The following is an 18,042-nucleotide window of genomic DNA, read 5'->3' as shown; positions in this document are numbered from 1 at the left end:
AAGCGGGGAGTGGGCATGGCAGACAAGCTGAACGCCGGCCAGCCACCAGCGGCGGCCTGGATGGGCTATCTCGGGCTTTTGCCGTTCCTGGCCGCGGCGCTCGGGCTGTGGGTGGGACCGGCGTGGTTCGCGGGGGTGCTGTCTGCCTATGGCGCGGTCATCCTCTCGTTTGTCGGCGCCATCCAGTGGGGGCTCGCCAGCTCGGCGGACCATCCCCGGGCCGACGCCTTCTATGCCTCGGTGGTGCCGGCCCTGGTTGCCTGGCTGGCCTTGCTGCTGCCGGCGTGGCTCGCCCTGCCGATGCTGGCATTGGGGTTTGTGGTCTGGCGGGTCTGGGAAGGCCTCAACGGTTTGTCCATGCCCCGGTGGCTCGGGCGTTTACGCACCGTACTGACCATCGGTGCGGTGATCTCGTTGCTCGGTGGTTGGCTGGCGCTGCTGCCAATTACAGGTAAGGGGTAAACAGCCAGGCGATGGCATCACGGATGCGCGGCAACAACGGCCGTGCATCCAGGGATTCCAGTGTCACGCGTTCGCTGGCGTCCCGCGCCCGCTCAACATGACTGGCCATGGCGGCGCCAAAGTGCTCGTCATAGACCTCCACCACCACCTCGAAATTGAGCCGCAGACTCCGCGGGTCGAGATTGGCCGATCCAAGCTGTGTGTAATGCCCGTCGACCACCAGCAGTTTGGTGTGATCAAAGGCGCCATCCTGGTAATAGACCCGCACCCCCCATTTGACCAGCTCCCAGAGCATGTTGCGGGTCGCCCAGTGCATGAAAGGCAGGTTGTTACGTCCGGGCAGGACGATGTCCACCCGTGTCCCGCGCACGGCGGCGGCCTGCAGCGCCGCCACCAGCTCCCGGGGCGGCAGGAAATAGGGGGTCATGATCGCGATATGCTCGCGGGCGGCGGCCACCGCGCCGACCAGCACCATGGTCAGTCGTTGCAGGTCTTCATTGGGGCCATCCACCAGGGTCCGGGCCAGGGCCGTGCCGGCCCCGGCAGGCGGTGGCGGCAGCGGGGTGGGGGGCGTCGGCGCGGCATCGCTGGCAAATGCCCAGTCATCCAGAAAGACCTGTTCGAGTTGCGTGGTCAGGGCCCCTTCGATACGGAAATGCAGATCGCGGACCCCCCGGCGACCCCGGGGGCGATCCATCAGGTGCCGGTCGCCGATGTTCATGCCGCCGGTAAAGGCCTCGCGGCCGTCGATGATCAGCAGTTTGCGGTGATTGCGCAGATTGATCACCGGATTGGGAGGCAGCAGCCGGGGTGGCAGAAAGCGAACCGTGGCGACGCCGGCACGGCGCAGGGCGCGACGCGCCCGGGGCCAGCTGTACCACTCGCCGGCGCCATCGAGCAGGACCCGAACATCCACCCCGCGTTGATGGGCGGCGGACAGGGCGGTGATAAAGCGCTCGCCGCTATGGTTGCTCTCGAAGATGTAGGTTGAGAGATAGACCCGGTGCCGGGCGCCGGCGATGGCCTCGAGCATGGCCGGATAGGCCTGCTCGCCGCCGCTCAGCGGCTTGATATGATTGCCGGCGGTGATCGCGAGCCCCGCCACGGCCCCCGAGATCTGAGCCTGGGTGCGAAAGGCGGCGGGCACCGGGGGGTCGTCGTGATCCGTCCGGTCGGGGTTGTATCCCAGCGGTTGCCGCAATTGCCGGGCCCGGGTGCGCACCCGGTTGATCCCGAACAGGTAATAGAGCACCGGCCCGACCACCGGAAAGAGCAGGCATGTCGCGATCCAGGCGAATGCCGCCGGCGGCTCGCGCTTGTACAAAAGCGCATGCAGGGCGCTGCCGGTCGAGACCAGGGCGATCAGCGCCAGTACGATCCATTGCAGGGGCTGCATTGTCGGCGATGGTCTCCCGGGGCTACTATCCAGTGAAAGGCACAGCGGTGCCGAGGAGACCGCATGATAACCCTCCAGCGCTGGATTCTGCTTGTCGCCTGCCTGTTGCTGGCTTCGCCCGGCACGGCAGCGGATCGATTGCCCCGACCGGAGGGCCTGGCGCCCGCCATCGATTTCTGGGTGCATATCTACACCGAGGTGCCGGTGGATGCCGGCGTCATCCACGATGCCGCGCATCCGCTCAGGCGCTATGGCCGGGTGGCCGTGGCCGCGCCCCCCGAGTGGCGGGCGCGACGCGAGCAGGTCCGCGACGCCCTGGCGCGGTATCGCCAGGCGTTCGCCGACCTCGCCGATCACAACGGGCAGCCCCGGACGCCGTTGCAGCGACGGATTGCCGCCCGGTTGCCAGCAGACGCGGGCGCCGCCGAGATCGCGCGCATCGGCGAGCGACTGCGGTTTCAGGGCGGGTTGCGTGAGCGGTTCCGCAACAGCCTGATCCGCGCCGGGCGGTGGCGGGCGTACATCGCCGATGTGCTCGCCGCCGAGGGGGTCCCCGCCGAGCTTGTCGCGCTGCCGCACGTGGAATCGTCGTTCAACCCCCGGGCCCGCTCCTATGCCGGAGCCGCCGGCCTCTGGCAGTTCACGGCCGGGACCGGCCGCGAATACATGCGCGTCGACCCGGTCGTCGATGAGCGACTCGATCCATGGGCCAGTACCCGGGCGGCGGCGGCCCTGCTGGCGGACAATCATGAAAAGCTCGGCCACTGGCCGCTCGCAATCACCGCCTACAATCATGGTGCAGCGGGGGTCAAGCGCGGTGTCGAGGCCGTGGGCGAAACCGATTACATGGCCCTGTATCACCGCTACGAGGGGCCGCGTTTCGGCTTTGCCTCACGCAATTTCTACCCCGCCTTACTGGCGGCCGCCCGCGTCGATCGCCGGCCCGGGGCGTATTTCGCCAATCTCCAACCGGACCCGGCCGTCGAGCCGGTGCGCACGGCGCTGCCGCATTTCACCCCGGTGTCGGTGTTACTGGCCGAATTGCCCGTTGATGAGGCAACACTCCAGCGACTCAATCCCGGGCTCGGACCATCGGTCTGGGATGGCCGTAAGTTCATCCCCCGTGGCCATCGGCTGGCGCTGCCCGCCGATGGCGTGGACGACTGGCGATTGGCTATCGCCGCACTGCCCGGGTCAGGGCTCTACCGCGAACAGCGTCCGGATGTCACCCACCGCATTGCGGCCGGCGACACCCTCTCGGCGATCGCCGCGCGCTACCAGGTGGCCATGGCAGATCTGATGCGCCACAACGGTATCGATCACCCCGACCGGATCCGCGCCGGACAGCAACTCGAATTGCCGGTTGCCGGGGGGATGCCGGCGCCGGTGGGTGGTCAGCATTACCGGGTGCAGCCCGGCGATACCCTGGGGGAAATCGCGCGTCGTCACGACCTGCGCACGGATCAACTCGCCAGTCTCAACCAGCTGGATGATCCGGATCGTTTACAGGTCGGGCAGCGTCTTCTGGTGGATGCCGCGGCAGTTGCGGCGGTCGACATTGAACAAACGCCCTGATAGGAAGGGGGCAGGGTTGAGTGACGGGGACGGATTCGGGCAATGATTGATGCCATCAAGCAGTTCTTTGACACCCGCATTGCCGGGGACGAAAAAGAAACCGCCGATACCGGACAGCATCGCCTGCAACTGGCCACCGCGGCGTTGCTCATCGAAATGGCGCAGGCCGACAACCAGCGTCACAGCATGGAGTTTCAGGCCATCCATGACGGGATCATGGAGGTCTTTGACCTCTCGCCCGAGGAAACCGCCGAGATCATCGAGCTGGCCGATGAGGAAGCCCACGAGGCGACGGATCATTTCGAGTTCACCCAGCTGATCAACCAGCAGTTCGGATACGATGACAAATGTCGGGTGGTCGAGCTGCTCTGGCGGGTCTGTCTGGCGGATGCCGAGATGGATCGCTACGAGGAGCAGCTGGTTCGCAAGATCGCCGAGCTGCTGCATGTCCAGCACAGCGAATTCATTGCCGCCAAGCTTCGTGTCCAGCGGGCCTACAGTGCCGCCAGTCACCTCGCCGATTTCGACGACTACGAATAGTGGCGGCATTTCGCGCCCGTCAGGTTGCCTGCATTCGCGACGCCATCGCCGCTGGGCGGCGGGCCGTGCGGGCCCATGGCGATGCCGACCCGGTGGTGTTTGCCCGGGCTTTTGTCGAAGCCGGTGGGGCGCAGGTGCCCGGCGATCGGCAGGGGGACGCCTCGCGGGCGCTCGGTGAACGGCTGCTCGCCGCGTTGGCCCGGGGTCAGAGGCCGCCGGGCGACGATGCGGACCTGGCGCGGGAGATGCAGCGCGCCGACAACGAATCGCGCTGGGCGATGGCGCTGGACGATGAGCATGTGGTGGGTTTTCTGCTGGATCTGCCCGAAGCGGCGCTTGAACAGCCCACCGTCGAGGCACTCGCCCACCAGAGCCAGGGGCTGGGCCCGGGGGTTTTCCGCAAGGCCGATATCCTGGTGCTTCAGCCGGAATGCGACGGCGCGCGGTTCATTCCGGTGACCGAGCACGACATCGAATGCTGAGAAGGAGTGAATCATCAATGAAGGATCTTGGACTCCTGTTATTGGGGGTGTGGCTGCTGGTGACCGGCGCTCAGGACCTGCTGGCGCTGGATTTCCGTCATGACGAGGTGATTCTGGCGCTGCTCGGCATCGCCGCCGGCGGTCTGATCATCGTTCGGCGATAGCGGTTGACTTGGGTTTTTCTTGGGTTAGTCTAGAGTTAATTGCACAATATGTAGTGGCCGATGGGGAGTCGGCTTGTACATATTGTGTAACAACACCGGCAGCGGCCCGCTGCCGCGGGCTGGCCAAGAACCGAACAGCGCAAGGAGAACCCCATGACGACCGCGACAAAATTGCGAGCGCTACCGACTGCCGTGACCGAAATCCCCATTCAGCCGGCATCGGAAGACATCTGGGATAAAAAGTACCGACTCAAGACCAAGGAAGGCGAAGCGGTCGACCAGGGTGTCGATGACACCTACAAGCGCGTCGCCCGGGCACTGGCCGAGGTCGAAGAGCCAGGCAATCGCGAATACTGGTACGAGCAGTTTCTCTGGGCACTTCGCCGCGGGGCCATCCCGGCCGGGCGGATCACCTCGAATGCGGGCGCCTGGGAGCACAAACCGGCCACCTCGACCATCAACTGCACCGTCTCATCGACGGTGGGTGATTCGATGGACGATATCCTCGATAAGGTCCACGAGGCGGGTCTGACGTTGAAAGCCGGCTGTGGCATCGGCTACGAGTTCTCCACCTTGAGGCCCAAGGGCGCCTACGTCACCGGAGCCGGTGCCTACACCTCCGGGCCGCTGTCGTTCATGGATATCTACGACAAGATGTGCTTTACCGTCTCTTCGGCGGGTGGGCGCCGTGGCGCGCAGATGGCCACCTTCGATGTCGGCCACCCGGATGTCATGGACTTCATTCGCGCCAAGCGGGAGGACGGGCGGCTTCGGCAGTTCAACCTCTCGCTGCTGATCACCGATGGCTTCATGCAGGCCGTTGAAAAAGGCGAGGACTGGCCGCTGGCCTTTCCGATGAAAGCCGATGAGGCCGAGAGCGAGGGCGTGGATGTCAATGACCCGCAGCAGGTGCTCTGGCGGGAATGGCCCAACCGTAACAATGGCTACCTCACCCGCGAAGACGGGCTGGTCGCGTGCCGGATCTACCGCTGGGTCAAGGCACAGCGGATCTGGGACATGATCATGACCTCAACCTATGATTACGCCGAGCCCGGTTTTGTGCTCATCGATCGTGTCAACGAGATGAACAACAACTGGTTCTGCGAGGAAATCCGCGCCACCAACCCCTGCGGCGAACAGCCGTTGCCGCCTTACGGAGCCTGCCTGCTGGGCTCGGTCAACCTCACCAAGTTCGTCCGCGAGCCGTTCACCGACCGGGCTCACTTCGACTGGGAGGAATACCGGCGGGTCGTGGCGCTTTTCACTCGCATGCTCGATAACGTCGTCGAGATCAATGGCCTGCCGCTGGAGCGGCAGCAGCAAGAGATCTACCGCAAGCGCCGCCACGGCATGGGCTTTCTGGGGCTTGGCTCGACGGTGACCATGTTGTGCATGAAATACGGCGACGCGGACTCCCTCGCCTTTACCGAAGAGGTGGCCAGGGAGATGGCCCTGGAAGGCTGGCGCGAAGCCCTGCGCCTGGCCGAAGAGAAGGGGCCGGCGCCGATCATGGAGGAAGACTTCGAGCTCACCGAGCGCATGCTGGCCTGGCGGCCGGAGCTCACCGACGATGGCTACCAGGTCGGCGACAAGGTCAAGGGCCGGGTGCTGTGGGGACGCTACAGCCGCTACATGCAGCGGGTGGCCGAGGCGGATCCCGAACTGGTGGATGCGCTCATCGACAAAGGGGCTCGGTTTACCCACCACACCTCGATCGCGCCCACCGGCACCATCAGTCTGTCGCTGGCCAACAATGCCTCCAACGGCATCGAGCCGAGCTTTGCCCATCACTATTTCCGCAATGTCATTCGTGAGGGCAAGAAGTCGAAGGAGAAGGTGGATGTATTCAGCTTCGAGCTGCTGGCCTATCGTAGCCTCATCGATGAGGGCGCACTGCCGAGCACCGATCCGGAGACCCGGAACCTGCCGGATTATTTCATCGCTGCCGATGATGTAACGCCCAAGCAGCATGTGGACATTCAGTCGGCTGCCCAGAAGTGGGTGGACTCGAGCATCTCCAAGACGGCCAATGTCCCGACCGAGTATCCCTACGATGATTTCAAGGACATCTACCGTTATGCCTACCAGAACGGGCTGAAGGGCTGCACGACCTTCCGCTTCAATCCGGAGGCGTTCCAGGGCGTGCTGGTCAAGGAATCCGATCTCGAGAACACCACCTACCGCTTCAAGCTCGAGGACGGCCGGACCGTCGAGGTCAAAGGCGGTGACGAGGTTGAATACGATGGCGAGGTTCACACCGCCGCCAATCTCTACGACGCCCTCAAGGAAGGGTACTACGGCAAATTCTGAGGACTGTGGCCATGGCCGTGAAAATCGACACCAAGATCATCGACTACGAAGTGGCCCGGGCAGAGGCCGAGGGCGCGGCAGCGGAGTCTGCACAGACGGGTGCCGAGCGCGACATCGAGCACATGCACGAGGAGCTCCAGCGTCCGGAACGCCTTGAGGGGCAGACCTACAAGATCAAGACGCCGCTGTCCGAGCATGCGCTTTATGTCACCGTCAATGATGTGATCCTCAACGAAGGCACCGAGCATGAGGTGCGGCGTCCCTTTGAGGTGTTCATCAACTCCAAGAACATGGACCATTTTCAGTGGATCGTGGCGCTGACGCGTATCGTCTCGGCGGTGTTCCGCAAGGGCGGTGACTGCACCTTTCTGGTCGAAGAGCTGCGCAGTGTTTTTGACCCGCGGGGCGGGTATTTCAAAAAGGGCGGCAAGTTCATGCCTTCGCTGGTTGCCGAGATCGGTGATGTGCTCGAACAGCATCTGCGCTCTATCGGGATGATGGAAAGCGAAGGGCTGGATGAGCACCAGCAGGCATTCATCGCCCAGAAACGCGCCGAGGTGGAAACCCGCGCCGCCCAGGAGCCCGTGGAGGCGGATTGCGATGACAGCACCGGTGACTACCCGCCCGGGGCCGAGCTGTGTGCAAAATGCCACACCAAGGCGATGGTGGTCATGGATGGCTGCCTGACCTGCCTGAGTTGCGGCGAGAGCAAGTGCGGCTGACCCATCGCTGATCGGCCGCGCGGCGTCTGCCGGCCGCCCGGCGGTTGACCCCCTCAGGTCATGCCCTTGCTAGGGTCGGGGGCATGGCTCGAGTATCGCGGTACGCATCGGTGGTTGGTGATCGACCCCGGCAACAGGGTGCGACGCTGATCGAAGTCCTGGTCGCGGGGCTGCTGCTCGCCGTTGCTCTGCTTGGCCTGGCGGGGGCGCAGGTCCGCGCGGTCGCCGAAGTGCGATTTGCACAGCAGATTTTTTTCGCGGCCACCGCAACCGACGATCTGATCGCCCGCTGGCGCGCCCATGGACGCGAGCCGGTGCCGGCGACGCGAGTTAATCGATGGCGTGCCAGGCTGGAGGATCAGTTGCCCGGTGCCCGGGCAAGCGTTCGCTGGCCCACGCCGGATCGCCTGGGTCAAATCGAAATCCGCTGGGCCGATTCGCTTGGACCCGCCTACCGGCGCGCGTTCGGCCCATGAACAACGGCTTTCGGCAACGGGGGTTTTCGCTGCCGGAACTGCTTGTGGCCATGGGCCTGGGCGTCACGCTGCTGCTGGCCGCCGCGCAGATCCACACAAGCCTGCTGGGCAGCGTCCAACAGACGATCGCCGAGGCCCGGGTCAACAACGATGCCCGGGTGGCCCGGGCGCTTCTCACCGAGGCCATTCGCAGCGCCGGCTTTCCGGGATGCCACCCGCGGTTGCAGCAGAATCTGACCGTTGATGACTGGCAGCCCGGCGTCCCGGCGGTGGGCGTTGACGCCGGGGACGGTGTTGTGGGTCCGCGAGAGCGACTGGTGGTGCGGCGCATGCGTTCGATCGGTATGTTCCGGGTGGTCCATCAGGACCCGGTGCAGGGTGCCCTGACCCTGGATCGACCCCATGGCCTGGAGTCGGGGATGCCGGTGGTGGTCGCCGGCCGCGGCGGCGCCGTCTGCCTGGTCTTTCGCCAGGCGGTGGACGATCCACGGGTGTTATATCCGGGGCCCGGGCCCCGACAGATCAATCGCCCTCGCGACGCCTATCCGGCGCTCACCGGTCCGGTGGAGGTTTTCCGTCCTCAACGTCGGGTCTTTTTTCTCGCCGAGTCGGTCGGCCAGTCCGATCAGAAAAGCCTGTATCGGCGACGCAGCGACCGGGGGAACCGGCGCGAGGCGCTGGTGGAAGGCATCGATGACCTGACGCTGGCCTACGGCATCGATGAAACCGGCGATGGCGCCGCCGATGGCTATCACCCCGGTTTTCAATCGACCTCGCCCGTATCGGTGGTGGCCGTTGACCTTGGAATCCGCCAAGCATTGCCCATCCCCGGCGAGGCGACGGACGGTGGGCACCGGCAATGGCGGACGACCGTGAGTGTGGCCGGGCGTCGATGAGGGCTCGTCGGCAGACCGGTGTGGCGTTGATCGGTGTGCTTGGCTTCATTATGGCCGGCTCGGTGGCCGCGTTGACGGTGATGGAAAGCGCTGCGGTACAACATCGTATGGCGGCGGGCGCGGCAGACCGCCGGCTGGCGATGACGCTGGCCATTGCCGCGATCGAGCAGGGCCATCGCCGGTCGGCGTCGTTGTCGGTCCCGCTGGCGGCGGCGATGCCGCCCAGTGCGACGGTCTGGCAGGACCGCCTCGAGGATGAGGGCATCGCATTGCCGGCCATTGGCCGTGGTGAGGCCGACGCGCCACCCCGGGTGATCGTCGAGCGCCTGCGCCGCGATCCCGATGCCCCCTGCGGCGCTGACAACCCCTGTGGCTATCGGGTCACCGCCCTGGCCAGAGGCCGCCACCCCGCGGCCCGGGCGGTGCTGCAATCGATTCGTCTTGCCGAGGCGAACACCCGTATCCGCCGCGAACTGCGCTAGACTGACGGCTTTGGGTCCGCGTGCGAAGGGTTGGGCGGTGTCACGAATTGTTTATGTCAACGGGGCGTACCTGCCCGCCGAGTCGGCCAGTATCTCGATATTCGATCGGGGCCTGCTCTTTGGTGATGCGGTCTATGAGGTCACCGCCGTGATCGATGGTGGGTTGGTGGATTTTCACGCCCATCAGCAGCGCCTGCGGCGCAGCCTCGGCGAGCTGGGTATCGACTTTGACCCGGCATCAATCGATTTGATGGGCATCCATCAGGGGTTGCGCGACCGCAATGGCCTCGACGAGGGACTGATTTATCTGCAGATCAGTCGGGGTGTCGCCGACCGGGATTTTCTCCAGCCCGAGGGGCTGGAGCCGTCGATCCTGCTTTTCTCCCAGGCGCTGCCCTTGATCGATTCGCCGGCGGCGGAGCGCGGATTGGCGGTGATCACCCGTGAGGATCTGCGCTGGGGTCGACGCGATATCAAGACCACCCAGCTGCTGTATCCGTCAATGATGAAAACCGAGGCCGTGGGTGGCGGGGCGGATGATGTGTGGATGGTCGACAACGGCACCGTCACCGAGGGCAGCTCCAGCAATGCCCACATCCTCACCGCCGACGGGCGGTTGATTACCCGCGGTCTGTCCCACGATATCCTCCACGGGATCACCCGGGCAGCGGTCCTCGATTACGCCCGCGAAGCCGGCCTTGAAATCGAGGAACGCCCGTTTACCGTCGCCGAGGCGCAGCAGGCCCGAGAGGCCTTCGCCACCAGTGCAACGGCCTTTGTCATGCCGGTGGTCTCCATCGATGGCCAACCCATTGGCGATGGCCGTGTCGGCGAGAGTGTCCGGCGGCTGCGCTCGCTGTACATCGAGCGCAGCCGCGAGCGCCTGACTTTCTAGCCCGGCGCGGTCATTCGCTGCCGGGGTGGGCGCCGCCCATCACCGCCTGCATCTGATCGCCGCGCGGGAGACCCCGAACGAGCCGGATCTTCCCCTCGTCGTCGCGGTAGAACACCGAGGGCGTGCCCCGGATCCCGAGCTCACTCATGAGCTGGTTGTTCTGCTGGACGCGTTCCTGGGCCTCGGCGGGCAGACGGTCGGCCGGTGTGACGCCGCCCTCGTCAAAGTTCGCCTCGTGCTCGGCCAGTGCGGCCGATGGGTCGTCCGAGGCCAGCAGGGTGGCGGACTTGGGCAGACTGTCCTGGCGGAGCACCCCTACCATCACGTGCCGGATCTGCACTGCACCGGCCTCGATCCAGTCACGGCTTTGCTGATAGAAGCGGTGGCAGAACGGGCAATTCGGGTCGGTGAACGCATAGACCACCCGCTCGGCCTCGTCGCTGCCATCGGCAATCCAGCCGGCTTTGGCAAGCGCGGCCCAGTCACTCTCGGGCCGTGCTGCGTTGGCCGCGGCCTCGATCACCGGCTGCGAAAGGTTGGTGCCGTCACCGTCGAGCAGTGTGCCCACCACGACATGCTCACCATCGCTGGTGAGATAGGCCGCCAAGGTCTGGCCCTGAAAGCTGACGGTGTAGCCGGTCAGTCCCGAGGGAGCCTCGAAGGACTGGCCGATTTCTGCCCCCCGGTCGGCCAGCGCCGCCATGGGTGCAGGCAGTGTTTCGTCACCGTCCTGTGCGGCGACCACCGGGGGGTAACCGACGACCAGGGCGATAGAGATGGATGCGAATAGCCGGATCATGTGGACGTTCCTTGACGTTTTCATTGGTCGCATTGGAACACAAGGCGGCCGGTGAGTTCTCGCGATGGGGCCAGTGGCGGGTCGCCGGCCATAAAAAACCCCCGGCCGCCGACGCGAACCCGGGGGTGATCGAGGTGACCGGATGGTTTAGCCCGAGGCCTGGACCCAGGCACTGCACCAGCCGTTGGTGTTGACCAGCTTGCCCGGAAAGGCCGTGCAACCGCCCCATTCCGCGTCCCGCTCGGCGAGATACAGCCGGCAGTTGGCGCAGATGGCGCCGGGCTCACGCATGTCGTCCTTCTCGGTTGCATCGTGGACGTAGTTCAGGGCCACGGCCTGAGGATCGTCCTCGGAGAGTTTCGGCATATCCTGCGCCAGGGCATTGGAGCCGCGCAGGCTCACGGTGGCCAGCGGTGCGGCGGCAATGCCCATCAGGGCGCCACGCAGAAGCCGACGGCGATCATTACGGAATTGATGGTCAGTCATGGTTTTCCCCTTGGATGATGGATCGAATCGTTGTTTGTAAACGTTGCAAAGATGGCTGACACAATACCCGACCCGGATGAGCCGGGAAAAGTTCGTTCTGCCGTCGACTTGATCCAGGGCAACCGTGCCACGCTGCGATCGGCGGCTTGGGGGTCAACCCTCGGGCACACAGATCTCGCCGGCCCGGGCCGCCTTTGCCGTGGCAACCGCCAGCCAGGCGATCACGAGCGTTGTCACCGCCACCAGCAGCCCGCTCGCCCACAGCGTCCAGGGGGTCTGGGTGAGCTGGTGGTAGACCATCATGGCCACGGTCATCGCCGCCAACGGAAAGCTGTAGGCCCAGAATGAAATGAAAAACGGCAACGCCACGAACCGACGAAATTGGATGGCCAGCAATAACGTCAAAAACAGCGCGATATTGACCTGGACCCGGGCAAACGCGTCCAGCCCGCCGGCGAGCTGGGTGTAGCCGATGAAACCGGCGGCCGGTGGCGCCACAAGGATGAAAAGGGTCGGCAGCAGCCGACCGGGCAGTGGTGCATGGAAAAACACCCGATAGAAAATGATCGTGAGCAGCACCAGCCAGAACACCACCCCGATGCTGAAGAAAAACCACGACGCCGAAACCTGCCCAAACCCGACCCCGGCGATGGGGACGAGGATATTGCCCACTGCCGGGATGAACCAAGCGGGATTGATGTGGTTGATCTCGAAATGCTGGTGATGGATCCAGCGGTTGACGATGAACAGCGTGAGCAGCAGATGGGCCACCGCGCCCACCGTCCAGATGGTCTCGGCGATTGCCGGCAGGCTGTGGGCCATGCCGGTGCCGATGAGGATGAGGCTGATGCTGATCGCCGGGACAAAGCTCAACTTGACCGGATGGTCCAGCTCGGCCCGGACTGCGTCGGGGTGTTTAAGCCACTTAACGCCATAGGCGAGGGCAAACACGCCAAATATCAGCGTCGCCAGCGCAAGCAGCCCTTGGCCGATCACCGCCGGGGTGTCGAACACCTCGGCGGCTTTCTGCCAGACCAGGCTGAGGCCCGACAGCCCCATGACCATGGCGAAGAAGCCGACCGGAAAATGGGCGAGTCGGGTGTCTGTCTGCATACCGCCCAGTGTCGGTCAGGCCGGACGACGCATCAACAGCTGTACCGGTGGATAGCTCAGCAGCCCGATGGCAACCCCCACACCGATCGCACCGCCGATGATGCCGGCATAGTCGATCATGCTGCTCAGCTGCGATAGATCGGCCCCGGTCCAGGCGGGCAGGTAGAAGGCCGTGGCGGCGGCGGCCACTGCGCCGATGATCAGGCTGGTCCGCACGCCGGCGCGCAGGTTGAGTCGCCGATGCCGCCCAATGACGGCGCCAAACAGCAGCAGATCCGCCGCAACCACCAGCCCCATGGGCAGGAGCAAGGGGCGGAAGAGCTCCAGGACCACCGCCAGGATGCCAAAGATCGAAAATTCCATGACGATTCTCCTCAGACCCGGCCGCGAAGCATGGCGTTGTATGCGGCATGCAGCATGCGCTCTTTCAAAAACCACGGCGCCCATTGGGGCTCGAATGGATTGAGAAAGTCGAACGACGGCGTCATCTCGAGGCTGAAGTCGAACTCCACCAGCATGGCCTGTCCCCGTTCAGTGATCAGCGGGCACGAGGTGTAGCCATTCCAGGCAGCGGGGAATTCCCGTTCCTCGATGGCGGCGACCAGGTTGTCCGCCACCACCGGCGCCTGCGCCTTGACACTGGCGGCGGTCTTGCCAAGCGGGGTGCCGACCACGTCACCGGCCCCAAAGACATTGGGGTAGCGCCGGTGCTGCATGCTGTACTGATCGACTTCCATCCAGTTGCGGAAGTCGCCCTCCTGCCAGCCCAGGTCGCCGTATCGGATCATGTCCGGGGCGGACATGGGCGGGACCACGTGGATGAAGTCATAGCCAACGGTCCGGGGGCCTTCCGGTGTCGTGAAGGTGGCCTCGCGCCGGTCGCTGTCGATTGCCGCCAACGGATGGTTCCAGTCGATGGCGATGCCGCGTTTTTCCGGAAAGTAGTCCTTGAGAAACTCGTGGATATCCGGCTGCGAGAACAAGCCCTCGCCCGGCGGCAGGTAGTGCATCTCGGCCGCCTCACGGGTGCCCTTGTCGCGCAGCGCATCCTCGATGAGCATGGTTACCTTCAGCGGTGCACCGGCACATTTGATCGGCCCCGGCGGACGGGTGAAAAGGCCCACGCCGCCGTTTTCGACATACTGGCGGGCGGCCTGCCAGGTGCGCTCGGCATGATCGGGGTTGGCATAGACACAGCCCACTCCTTTGTTGCCGATCAACGATGGCTCCATGCCCTCGATCTCATCAAAGTTGAGCTGCAGCCCCGTGGTGACGACCAGGTAGTCATAGTCGACACGCTCGCCACCGGCGGTCTCGACCTGGTTGTTGTCCGGGTGGAATGCCACCACGTCGTCCTTGATCCAGCGGGCATCGCCGGGCATGTAGCGGGTGTTCCGGTCCTTGACATGGTCGCCATCCCACACGCCGGTGGCCACCAGTGTGAGACCGGGCTGGTAGAGATGCGTTTCGCGACTGTCGATGAGGGTGATCCGGGCGCCGTTGAGCGAGCGGCTGAGCCGGGTGGCAATGGACAGACCCGCCGCGCCGGCTCCGGCGATGACGATACGGGCGTTGGTGTCGACGGCACGAGCGGCCGGACTGCCCAGCAGGGCACCGGTGCCAAGGCCGGTTGCGGTTGCCCCGGCGGCCATCGCCGAGGCGGTGAGAAAGCGGCGTCGAGACGCGTTCTGTGGCGTCTTGGTATTCATCGTATTCCTCCTCCCGAATCACTGGCTTTAAAGCCATATCAAAGTGTCGCGCCGGGCGCGCCGGGGCGACAGTGACATAGTCACCGAGGTCGCGATGCGGGGAGGGGCGCCCGGTCCCTAGCGCTCATCGGCCGGGGCCGACCCGTCGCCGGCCGCGGGGGTTCGGGCGTCGTTCGCGTTGCTTAACTGGTCGAAGTAGCTGCGCCAGAGTTGCCCGCGCATCTGCAGCGCACTTAGGGAGAGTTCCGAGGCCACATCGACCATGCCGTTGACCCCGGGGACATCGGCGGCATTGCGGCGAATGGTCTCGAGCAGATTGGCCTCAAGGTCGATGGTCCGCTCAACGCTCTCGCGCTGCAGATCGATCCACTGTTGTGCCAGGTCGCTGACGGCTTTCTCGGTCGGTTCCATGATCTCGCTCCACTTGTCGTTGTTGGCCAACCGGCAAACGCTTCGATGCCAGTCTCTGCCCATTGCGACCACGCGGTGAATCCGAAATTCGGGTCAAAGCAAGGCGGCCGCCGGCCGGGGGTGGCGCGGCTGTCATCGAGCCGGCACACTGCCGGATCAGGGAGCGCGGGCGATGGATCTGCGCCCGACACCGTCAAAGGGCTCAACGGTTTTTCTGTGGATCTGGGAATTTGCGTGATGTGCGATCAAACGGTCGACGTAGGCGCGGCGCGCCCAATGCCGCGAGCAGGCATCGCTGCCGGCTAGGCTGATGGCAGCAGTCTATCGACAAAAGCGATTTAACCGCCGGGTCAACGCGCTGGTGACGCTCGTCTGTTTTGCCTTGGTGGCGGTTGCCGTCGCGCTGGAACATTGGGCGGGCATGGAGCCCTGTCCGCTTTGCTGGTTTCAGAGAATGGCGTTTGTGGCCTTAGGGGTGGTTGCGGCAATCGGTGTGATCGCCCCCGGGTGGGTCGTGGCTGGCCTGGGCGTGCTGGCAGCAGTCAGTGGGGTGGCACTGGCGTGGCGTCATCTCTGGCTGCAATCCCTGCCACCTTCGGAGGTGCCGGCCTGTGGCCCGGGGCTGGATTACATGCTCGAGACGTTCCCGTTGGCTGATGCCGTTGCCATGATCCTGTCCGGCTCGGGCGAATGTGCCGAGGTCGACCGTGTCCTGGGTGTGAGCATTCCCGCCTGGACGCTGCTGGCCTTTTTGATCCTCGGCACGTTGATGGTGCTTGGCAACTGGCGGGCACGCGGGTCGGCGCGTTCATGAGCCTTGTCGATCTGGCACAGGCCGCGCTGGCGGAGGACGGGCCGTTTGCCGATTGCATCGACGGTTACCGGCCGCGGCCACAGCAGGCCGCCATGGCGGGTGCGGTGGCCGGCGCCATTGAACAGGGCGACAGCCTGGTGGTGGAGGCCGGCACCGGGACCGGCAAGACCCTTGCCTATCTGATCCCCGCCCTGCTGGCCGGGCGCCGGGTGATCGTCTCGACCGGCACCCGGACGTTGCAGGATCAGCTCTACCATCGTGACCTGCCAATGGCCCGTACGGCGCTGGAACGGCCCGTTCGAACCGCTCTGCTCAAGGGCCGGTCGAATTATCTCTGCCCCTATCGCATGGAGCGCACCCTCGAGGAGGGCCGGTTGGAGGATGCCGAAATGGCCGACAGCCTCCAGCAGCTCAAGGCCTGGTCGGGTCACACCCGCAGCGGCGATCTGGCCGAGCACCCTGCCGGACCGCCGCCGGGGCGGTTAGTGCCCCGGGTGACCTCCACCGCGGATAATTGCCTGGGGCAGAACTGCCCGCTCCACAGCGAGTGCTTTCTCATGGAGGCGCGCCGCCAGGCCCAGGAGGCGGAAATCGTGGTGGTCAACCATCACCTGCTGCTTGCCGACTGGTCACTGCGCCAGGGCGGCTTTGGCGAGGTGCTGCCCGAGGCCGATGTCTACATCCTGGATGAGGCCCACCAGCTGCCCGAGACCGCAGCACGCTTTTTTGGACTCAGTCTCTCATCGCGGCAGCTCCAGGATCTGGTCCGGGATACCCGCCTGGAGCAACAGCGGGAAGCCGGTGACAGCGCGGAACTCCTGGATGCGGCCGCCGTTGTCGAGCGCTGCAGCGCCGATATGAGACTGGCGCTGGGAGAAACCGGGAAATCGGCCTGGGCGGCCATCCGCGGCGAGGTGACACCGCTCGCCCAGGGGCTGATGAATGCCCTGCATGGTCTGACCGAGACGCTGGCGCCGCAGGCAGCCCGGGGCCGGGGCCTTGAGAACTGCCACCGACGGGCCGAGGCGCTGCTCGGGACACTGCGGGCCTTTGTTGATCACCGCGACGAGGACAATCGGGTCGGGTGGGTGGAGACCCGCAGCCAGGGATTCATCCTGCGGCTCACCCCGCTGGATGTCGCCGACCACTTTGCCGGCCATCGCGAGCGTCATGGCAGCAGCTGGGTCCTGACTTCGGCGACCCTTGCTGTGGGCGAGGACTTTGGTCACTTTACCCAGCGCATGGGGCTGCCCGATGCCAGGACGCTTCAGCTGGATTCGCCTTTTGATTATGCCCACCATGCGCTTTTGTACCTGCCGCCGGATCTTCCGGCACCGGGAGAGGCGCGCTTCAACCAGGCCTATCTCGACGCAATCGAGCCGGTGCTCAGGGCCAGCCAGGGCCGGGCGTTTTTGCTCTTTACCAGTCATCGGGCACTGCGGGAGGCCGCCGAGACCTTGCGAAGCCGGGGCTGGCCGGATCTGCTGGTGCAGGGCGAGGGCGCCCAGCAGCAGCTGCTGGAGCGCTTCCGCGAGCGTGCCGGGGGGGTGCTGTTGGGCACGCAGTCATTCTGGGAAGGCGTTGATGTCCGTGGCGAGGCGTTGTCCTGTGTGATGATCGACAAACTGCCCTTTGCCTCACCATCCGAGCCGGTGTTGCAGGCGCGCATGGCCTGGCTGCGGGCGCAGGGCGACAATCCATTTGCCCACCATCAGTTGCCCGAGGCGGTGATCAGCCTCCGGCAGGGGGTGGGCCGGCTGATACGGGATGCCGATGACCGGGGCGTCCTGGTGCTGGGCGACAATCGCCTGACAAGCCGTCCCTATGGCCGTCATTTTCTCGACAGTCTTCCCCCCATGCCGTTGACCCACCGTCTGGATGAGGTCGAGGCGTTTTTCGCTCAGTCCTCCACCAGCTCGTAGGACCCATCGGCATCGTGGGTTTCACGGCCCGTCACCGGCGGGTTGAATGCACAGATCAGTCGCATGTCTTCGGACCCGCCGCGCAGGATATGCCGGTCATGCTGGTCCAGTGCGTAAAGGACACCATCACGAATGGGGTGAATCTCGCCGGTGGCGAGATCTTCGATGCTGCCGTCGCCGGCCACGCAGTACACCGCCTCGAGGTGATTTTTGTACCACAGCTGCAGCTCGGCACCGGCGGGGATGATGGTCTCGTGGAACGAAAACCCCATGCCGTCCTTTTTCAGCAGCAGCCGCCGGCTGGTCCACCCCGGGCCCTCCACCTCTTGGTCGGAGCCCTTGATGTTTTCGATATCGACGATTTTCATGGTCTGGTTCTCTGGCAGTG

At 65.0% G+C, this 18,042-nt stretch carries 21 protein-coding genes; 13 read left to right on the top strand and 8 right to left on the bottom strand.

Annotated elements, in window-relative coordinates; translation table 11 throughout:
- Positions 1-15 precede the first annotated feature (15 nt).
- Positions 16-462, top strand: a complete 447-nt coding sequence (locus V6X73_RS01540) for a DUF3429 domain-containing protein (RefSeq protein ID WP_367958079.1) — start codon at positions 16-18, stop codon at positions 460-462.
- On the opposite strand, the gene V6X73_RS01535 is transcribed toward V6X73_RS01540, so the two are convergent.
- Positions 446-1,858 carry a phospholipase D-like domain-containing protein gene (locus V6X73_RS01535; RefSeq protein ID WP_367958080.1) on the bottom strand — a complete coding sequence of 471 codons (1,413 nt, stop codon included), beginning with the start codon at positions 1,856-1,858 and terminating at the stop codon, positions 446-448. The genes V6X73_RS01540 and V6X73_RS01535 overlap by 17 nt on opposite strands.
- A 63-nt stretch (positions 1,859-1,921) precedes the next feature.
- Between V6X73_RS01535 and V6X73_RS01530 the strand changes: the two genes are divergently transcribed.
- The 10 genes from V6X73_RS01530 (at position 1,922) to V6X73_RS01485 (ending at position 10,400) form a co-directional block, all read left to right on the top strand.
- On the top strand, positions 1,922-3,433 hold the full coding sequence (locus V6X73_RS01530) for a lytic transglycosylase domain-containing protein (protein ID WP_367958081.1): 1,512 nt from the start codon (positions 1,922-1,924) through the stop codon (positions 3,431-3,433).
- A 42-nt stretch (positions 3,434-3,475) separates the two neighbouring features.
- Positions 3,476-3,973, top strand: a complete 498-nt coding sequence (locus V6X73_RS01525) for a tellurite resistance TerB family protein (RefSeq protein WP_367958082.1) — start codon at positions 3,476-3,478, stop codon at positions 3,971-3,973.
- Entirely contained in the window at positions 3,973-4,455 is a 483-nt protein-coding gene (locus tag V6X73_RS01520) for a hypothetical protein (RefSeq protein WP_367958083.1), read from the top strand. The genes V6X73_RS01525 and V6X73_RS01520 overlap by 1 nt, the downstream gene beginning before the upstream one ends.
- Before the next feature lie 17 nt (positions 4,456-4,472).
- Positions 4,473-4,619 carry a hypothetical protein gene (locus tag V6X73_RS01515; protein ID WP_367958084.1) on the top strand — a complete coding sequence of 49 codons (147 nt, stop codon included), beginning with the start codon at positions 4,473-4,475 and terminating at the stop codon, positions 4,617-4,619.
- A gap of 153 nt (positions 4,620-4,772) precedes the next feature.
- A complete protein-coding gene (locus tag V6X73_RS01510) occupies positions 4,773-6,929 on the top strand; it encodes an adenosylcobalamin-dependent ribonucleoside-diphosphate reductase (RefSeq protein WP_367958085.1) in 2,157 nt (718 codons plus the stop codon).
- Between the two features lie 11 nt (positions 6,930-6,940).
- Positions 6,941-7,651 carry a TSCPD domain-containing protein gene (locus V6X73_RS01505; RefSeq protein ID WP_367958086.1) on the top strand — a complete coding sequence of 237 codons (711 nt, stop codon included), beginning with the start codon at positions 6,941-6,943 and terminating at the stop codon, positions 7,649-7,651.
- An 83-nt stretch (positions 7,652-7,734) separates the two neighbouring features.
- Positions 7,735-8,127, top strand: coding sequence for a prepilin-type N-terminal cleavage/methylation domain-containing protein (locus V6X73_RS01500; RefSeq protein WP_367958087.1), 393 nt, complete (start codon positions 7,735-7,737; stop codon positions 8,125-8,127).
- Entirely contained in the window at positions 8,124-9,023 is a 900-nt protein-coding gene (locus V6X73_RS01495) for a PilW family protein (RefSeq protein ID WP_367958088.1), read from the top strand. The genes V6X73_RS01500 and V6X73_RS01495 overlap by 4 nt, the downstream gene beginning before the upstream one ends.
- Positions 9,020-9,505, top strand: a complete 486-nt coding sequence (locus tag V6X73_RS01490; RefSeq protein WP_367958089.1) for a pilus assembly PilX family protein — start codon at positions 9,020-9,022, stop codon at positions 9,503-9,505. The genes V6X73_RS01495 and V6X73_RS01490 overlap by 4 nt, the downstream gene beginning before the upstream one ends.
- A gap of 37 nt (positions 9,506-9,542) precedes the next feature.
- Positions 9,543-10,400 carry a D-amino-acid transaminase gene (locus tag V6X73_RS01485; RefSeq protein ID WP_367958090.1) on the top strand — a complete coding sequence of 286 codons (858 nt, stop codon included), beginning with the start codon at positions 9,543-9,545 and terminating at the stop codon, positions 10,398-10,400.
- Between the two features lie 10 nt (positions 10,401-10,410).
- On the opposite strand, the gene dsbG is transcribed toward V6X73_RS01485, so the two are convergent.
- The 6 genes from dsbG to V6X73_RS01455 form a co-directional block, all read right to left on the bottom strand.
- Entirely contained in the window at positions 10,411-11,199 is a 789-nt protein-coding gene (dsbG, locus tag V6X73_RS01480; RefSeq protein ID WP_367972584.1) for a thiol:disulfide interchange protein DsbG, read from the bottom strand.
- Between the two features lie 147 nt (positions 11,200-11,346).
- Positions 11,347-11,685: a high-potential iron-sulfur protein gene (locus V6X73_RS01475; protein ID WP_367958092.1), complete on the bottom strand. Its 339-nt coding sequence runs from the start codon at positions 11,683-11,685 to the stop codon at positions 11,347-11,349.
- Between the two features lie 153 nt (positions 11,686-11,838).
- Positions 11,839-12,798, bottom strand: coding sequence for an SLAC1 anion channel family protein (locus V6X73_RS01470; RefSeq protein ID WP_367958093.1), 960 nt, complete (start codon positions 12,796-12,798; stop codon positions 11,839-11,841).
- A gap of 15 nt (positions 12,799-12,813) precedes the next feature.
- Entirely contained in the window at positions 12,814-13,161 is a 348-nt protein-coding gene (locus tag V6X73_RS01465) for a DUF5368 family protein (RefSeq protein ID WP_367958094.1), read from the bottom strand.
- Between the two features lie 11 nt (positions 13,162-13,172).
- Entirely contained in the window at positions 13,173-14,507 is a 1,335-nt protein-coding gene (locus V6X73_RS01460; protein WP_367958095.1) for an NAD(P)/FAD-dependent oxidoreductase, read from the bottom strand.
- 117 nt (positions 14,508-14,624) lie between these two features.
- Complete coding sequence (locus V6X73_RS01455; protein ID WP_367958096.1) at positions 14,625-14,918, bottom strand: hypothetical protein; 294 nt, start codon at positions 14,916-14,918, stop codon at positions 14,625-14,627.
- A gap of 310 nt (positions 14,919-15,228) precedes the next feature.
- Here V6X73_RS01455 and V6X73_RS01450 point away from each other — a divergent pair, with 310 nt between their 5' ends.
- Both V6X73_RS01450 and V6X73_RS01445 read left to right on the top strand, forming a co-directional pair.
- Positions 15,229-15,732 (top strand): disulfide bond formation protein B, encoded by a 504-nt coding sequence (locus tag V6X73_RS01450; RefSeq protein ID WP_367958097.1) that lies wholly within the window; start codon positions 15,229-15,231, stop codon positions 15,730-15,732.
- Positions 15,729-17,654, top strand: a complete 1,926-nt coding sequence (locus V6X73_RS01445) for an ATP-dependent DNA helicase (protein ID WP_367958098.1) — start codon at positions 15,729-15,731, stop codon at positions 17,652-17,654. Before V6X73_RS01450 ends, V6X73_RS01445 begins: the two co-directional genes overlap by 4 nt.
- Here the strand turns inward: V6X73_RS01445 and V6X73_RS01440 are convergent.
- Positions 17,633-18,022 carry an ectoine synthase gene (locus V6X73_RS01440; RefSeq protein ID WP_367958099.1) on the bottom strand — a complete coding sequence of 130 codons (390 nt, stop codon included), beginning with the start codon at positions 18,020-18,022 and terminating at the stop codon, positions 17,633-17,635. The two genes, V6X73_RS01445 and V6X73_RS01440, sit on opposite strands and share 22 nt — an antisense overlap.
- Positions 18,023-18,042: the final 20 nt, after the last annotated feature.

Source organism: Spiribacter pallidus, from assembly GCF_040838495.1.
GTDB lineage: Bacteria > Pseudomonadota > Gammaproteobacteria > Nitrococcales > Nitrococcaceae > Spiribacter > Spiribacter pallidus.
The sequence above is the reverse complement of the archived record's forward strand: the minus strand, read 5'-3'. Positions and strand labels throughout refer to the sequence as shown.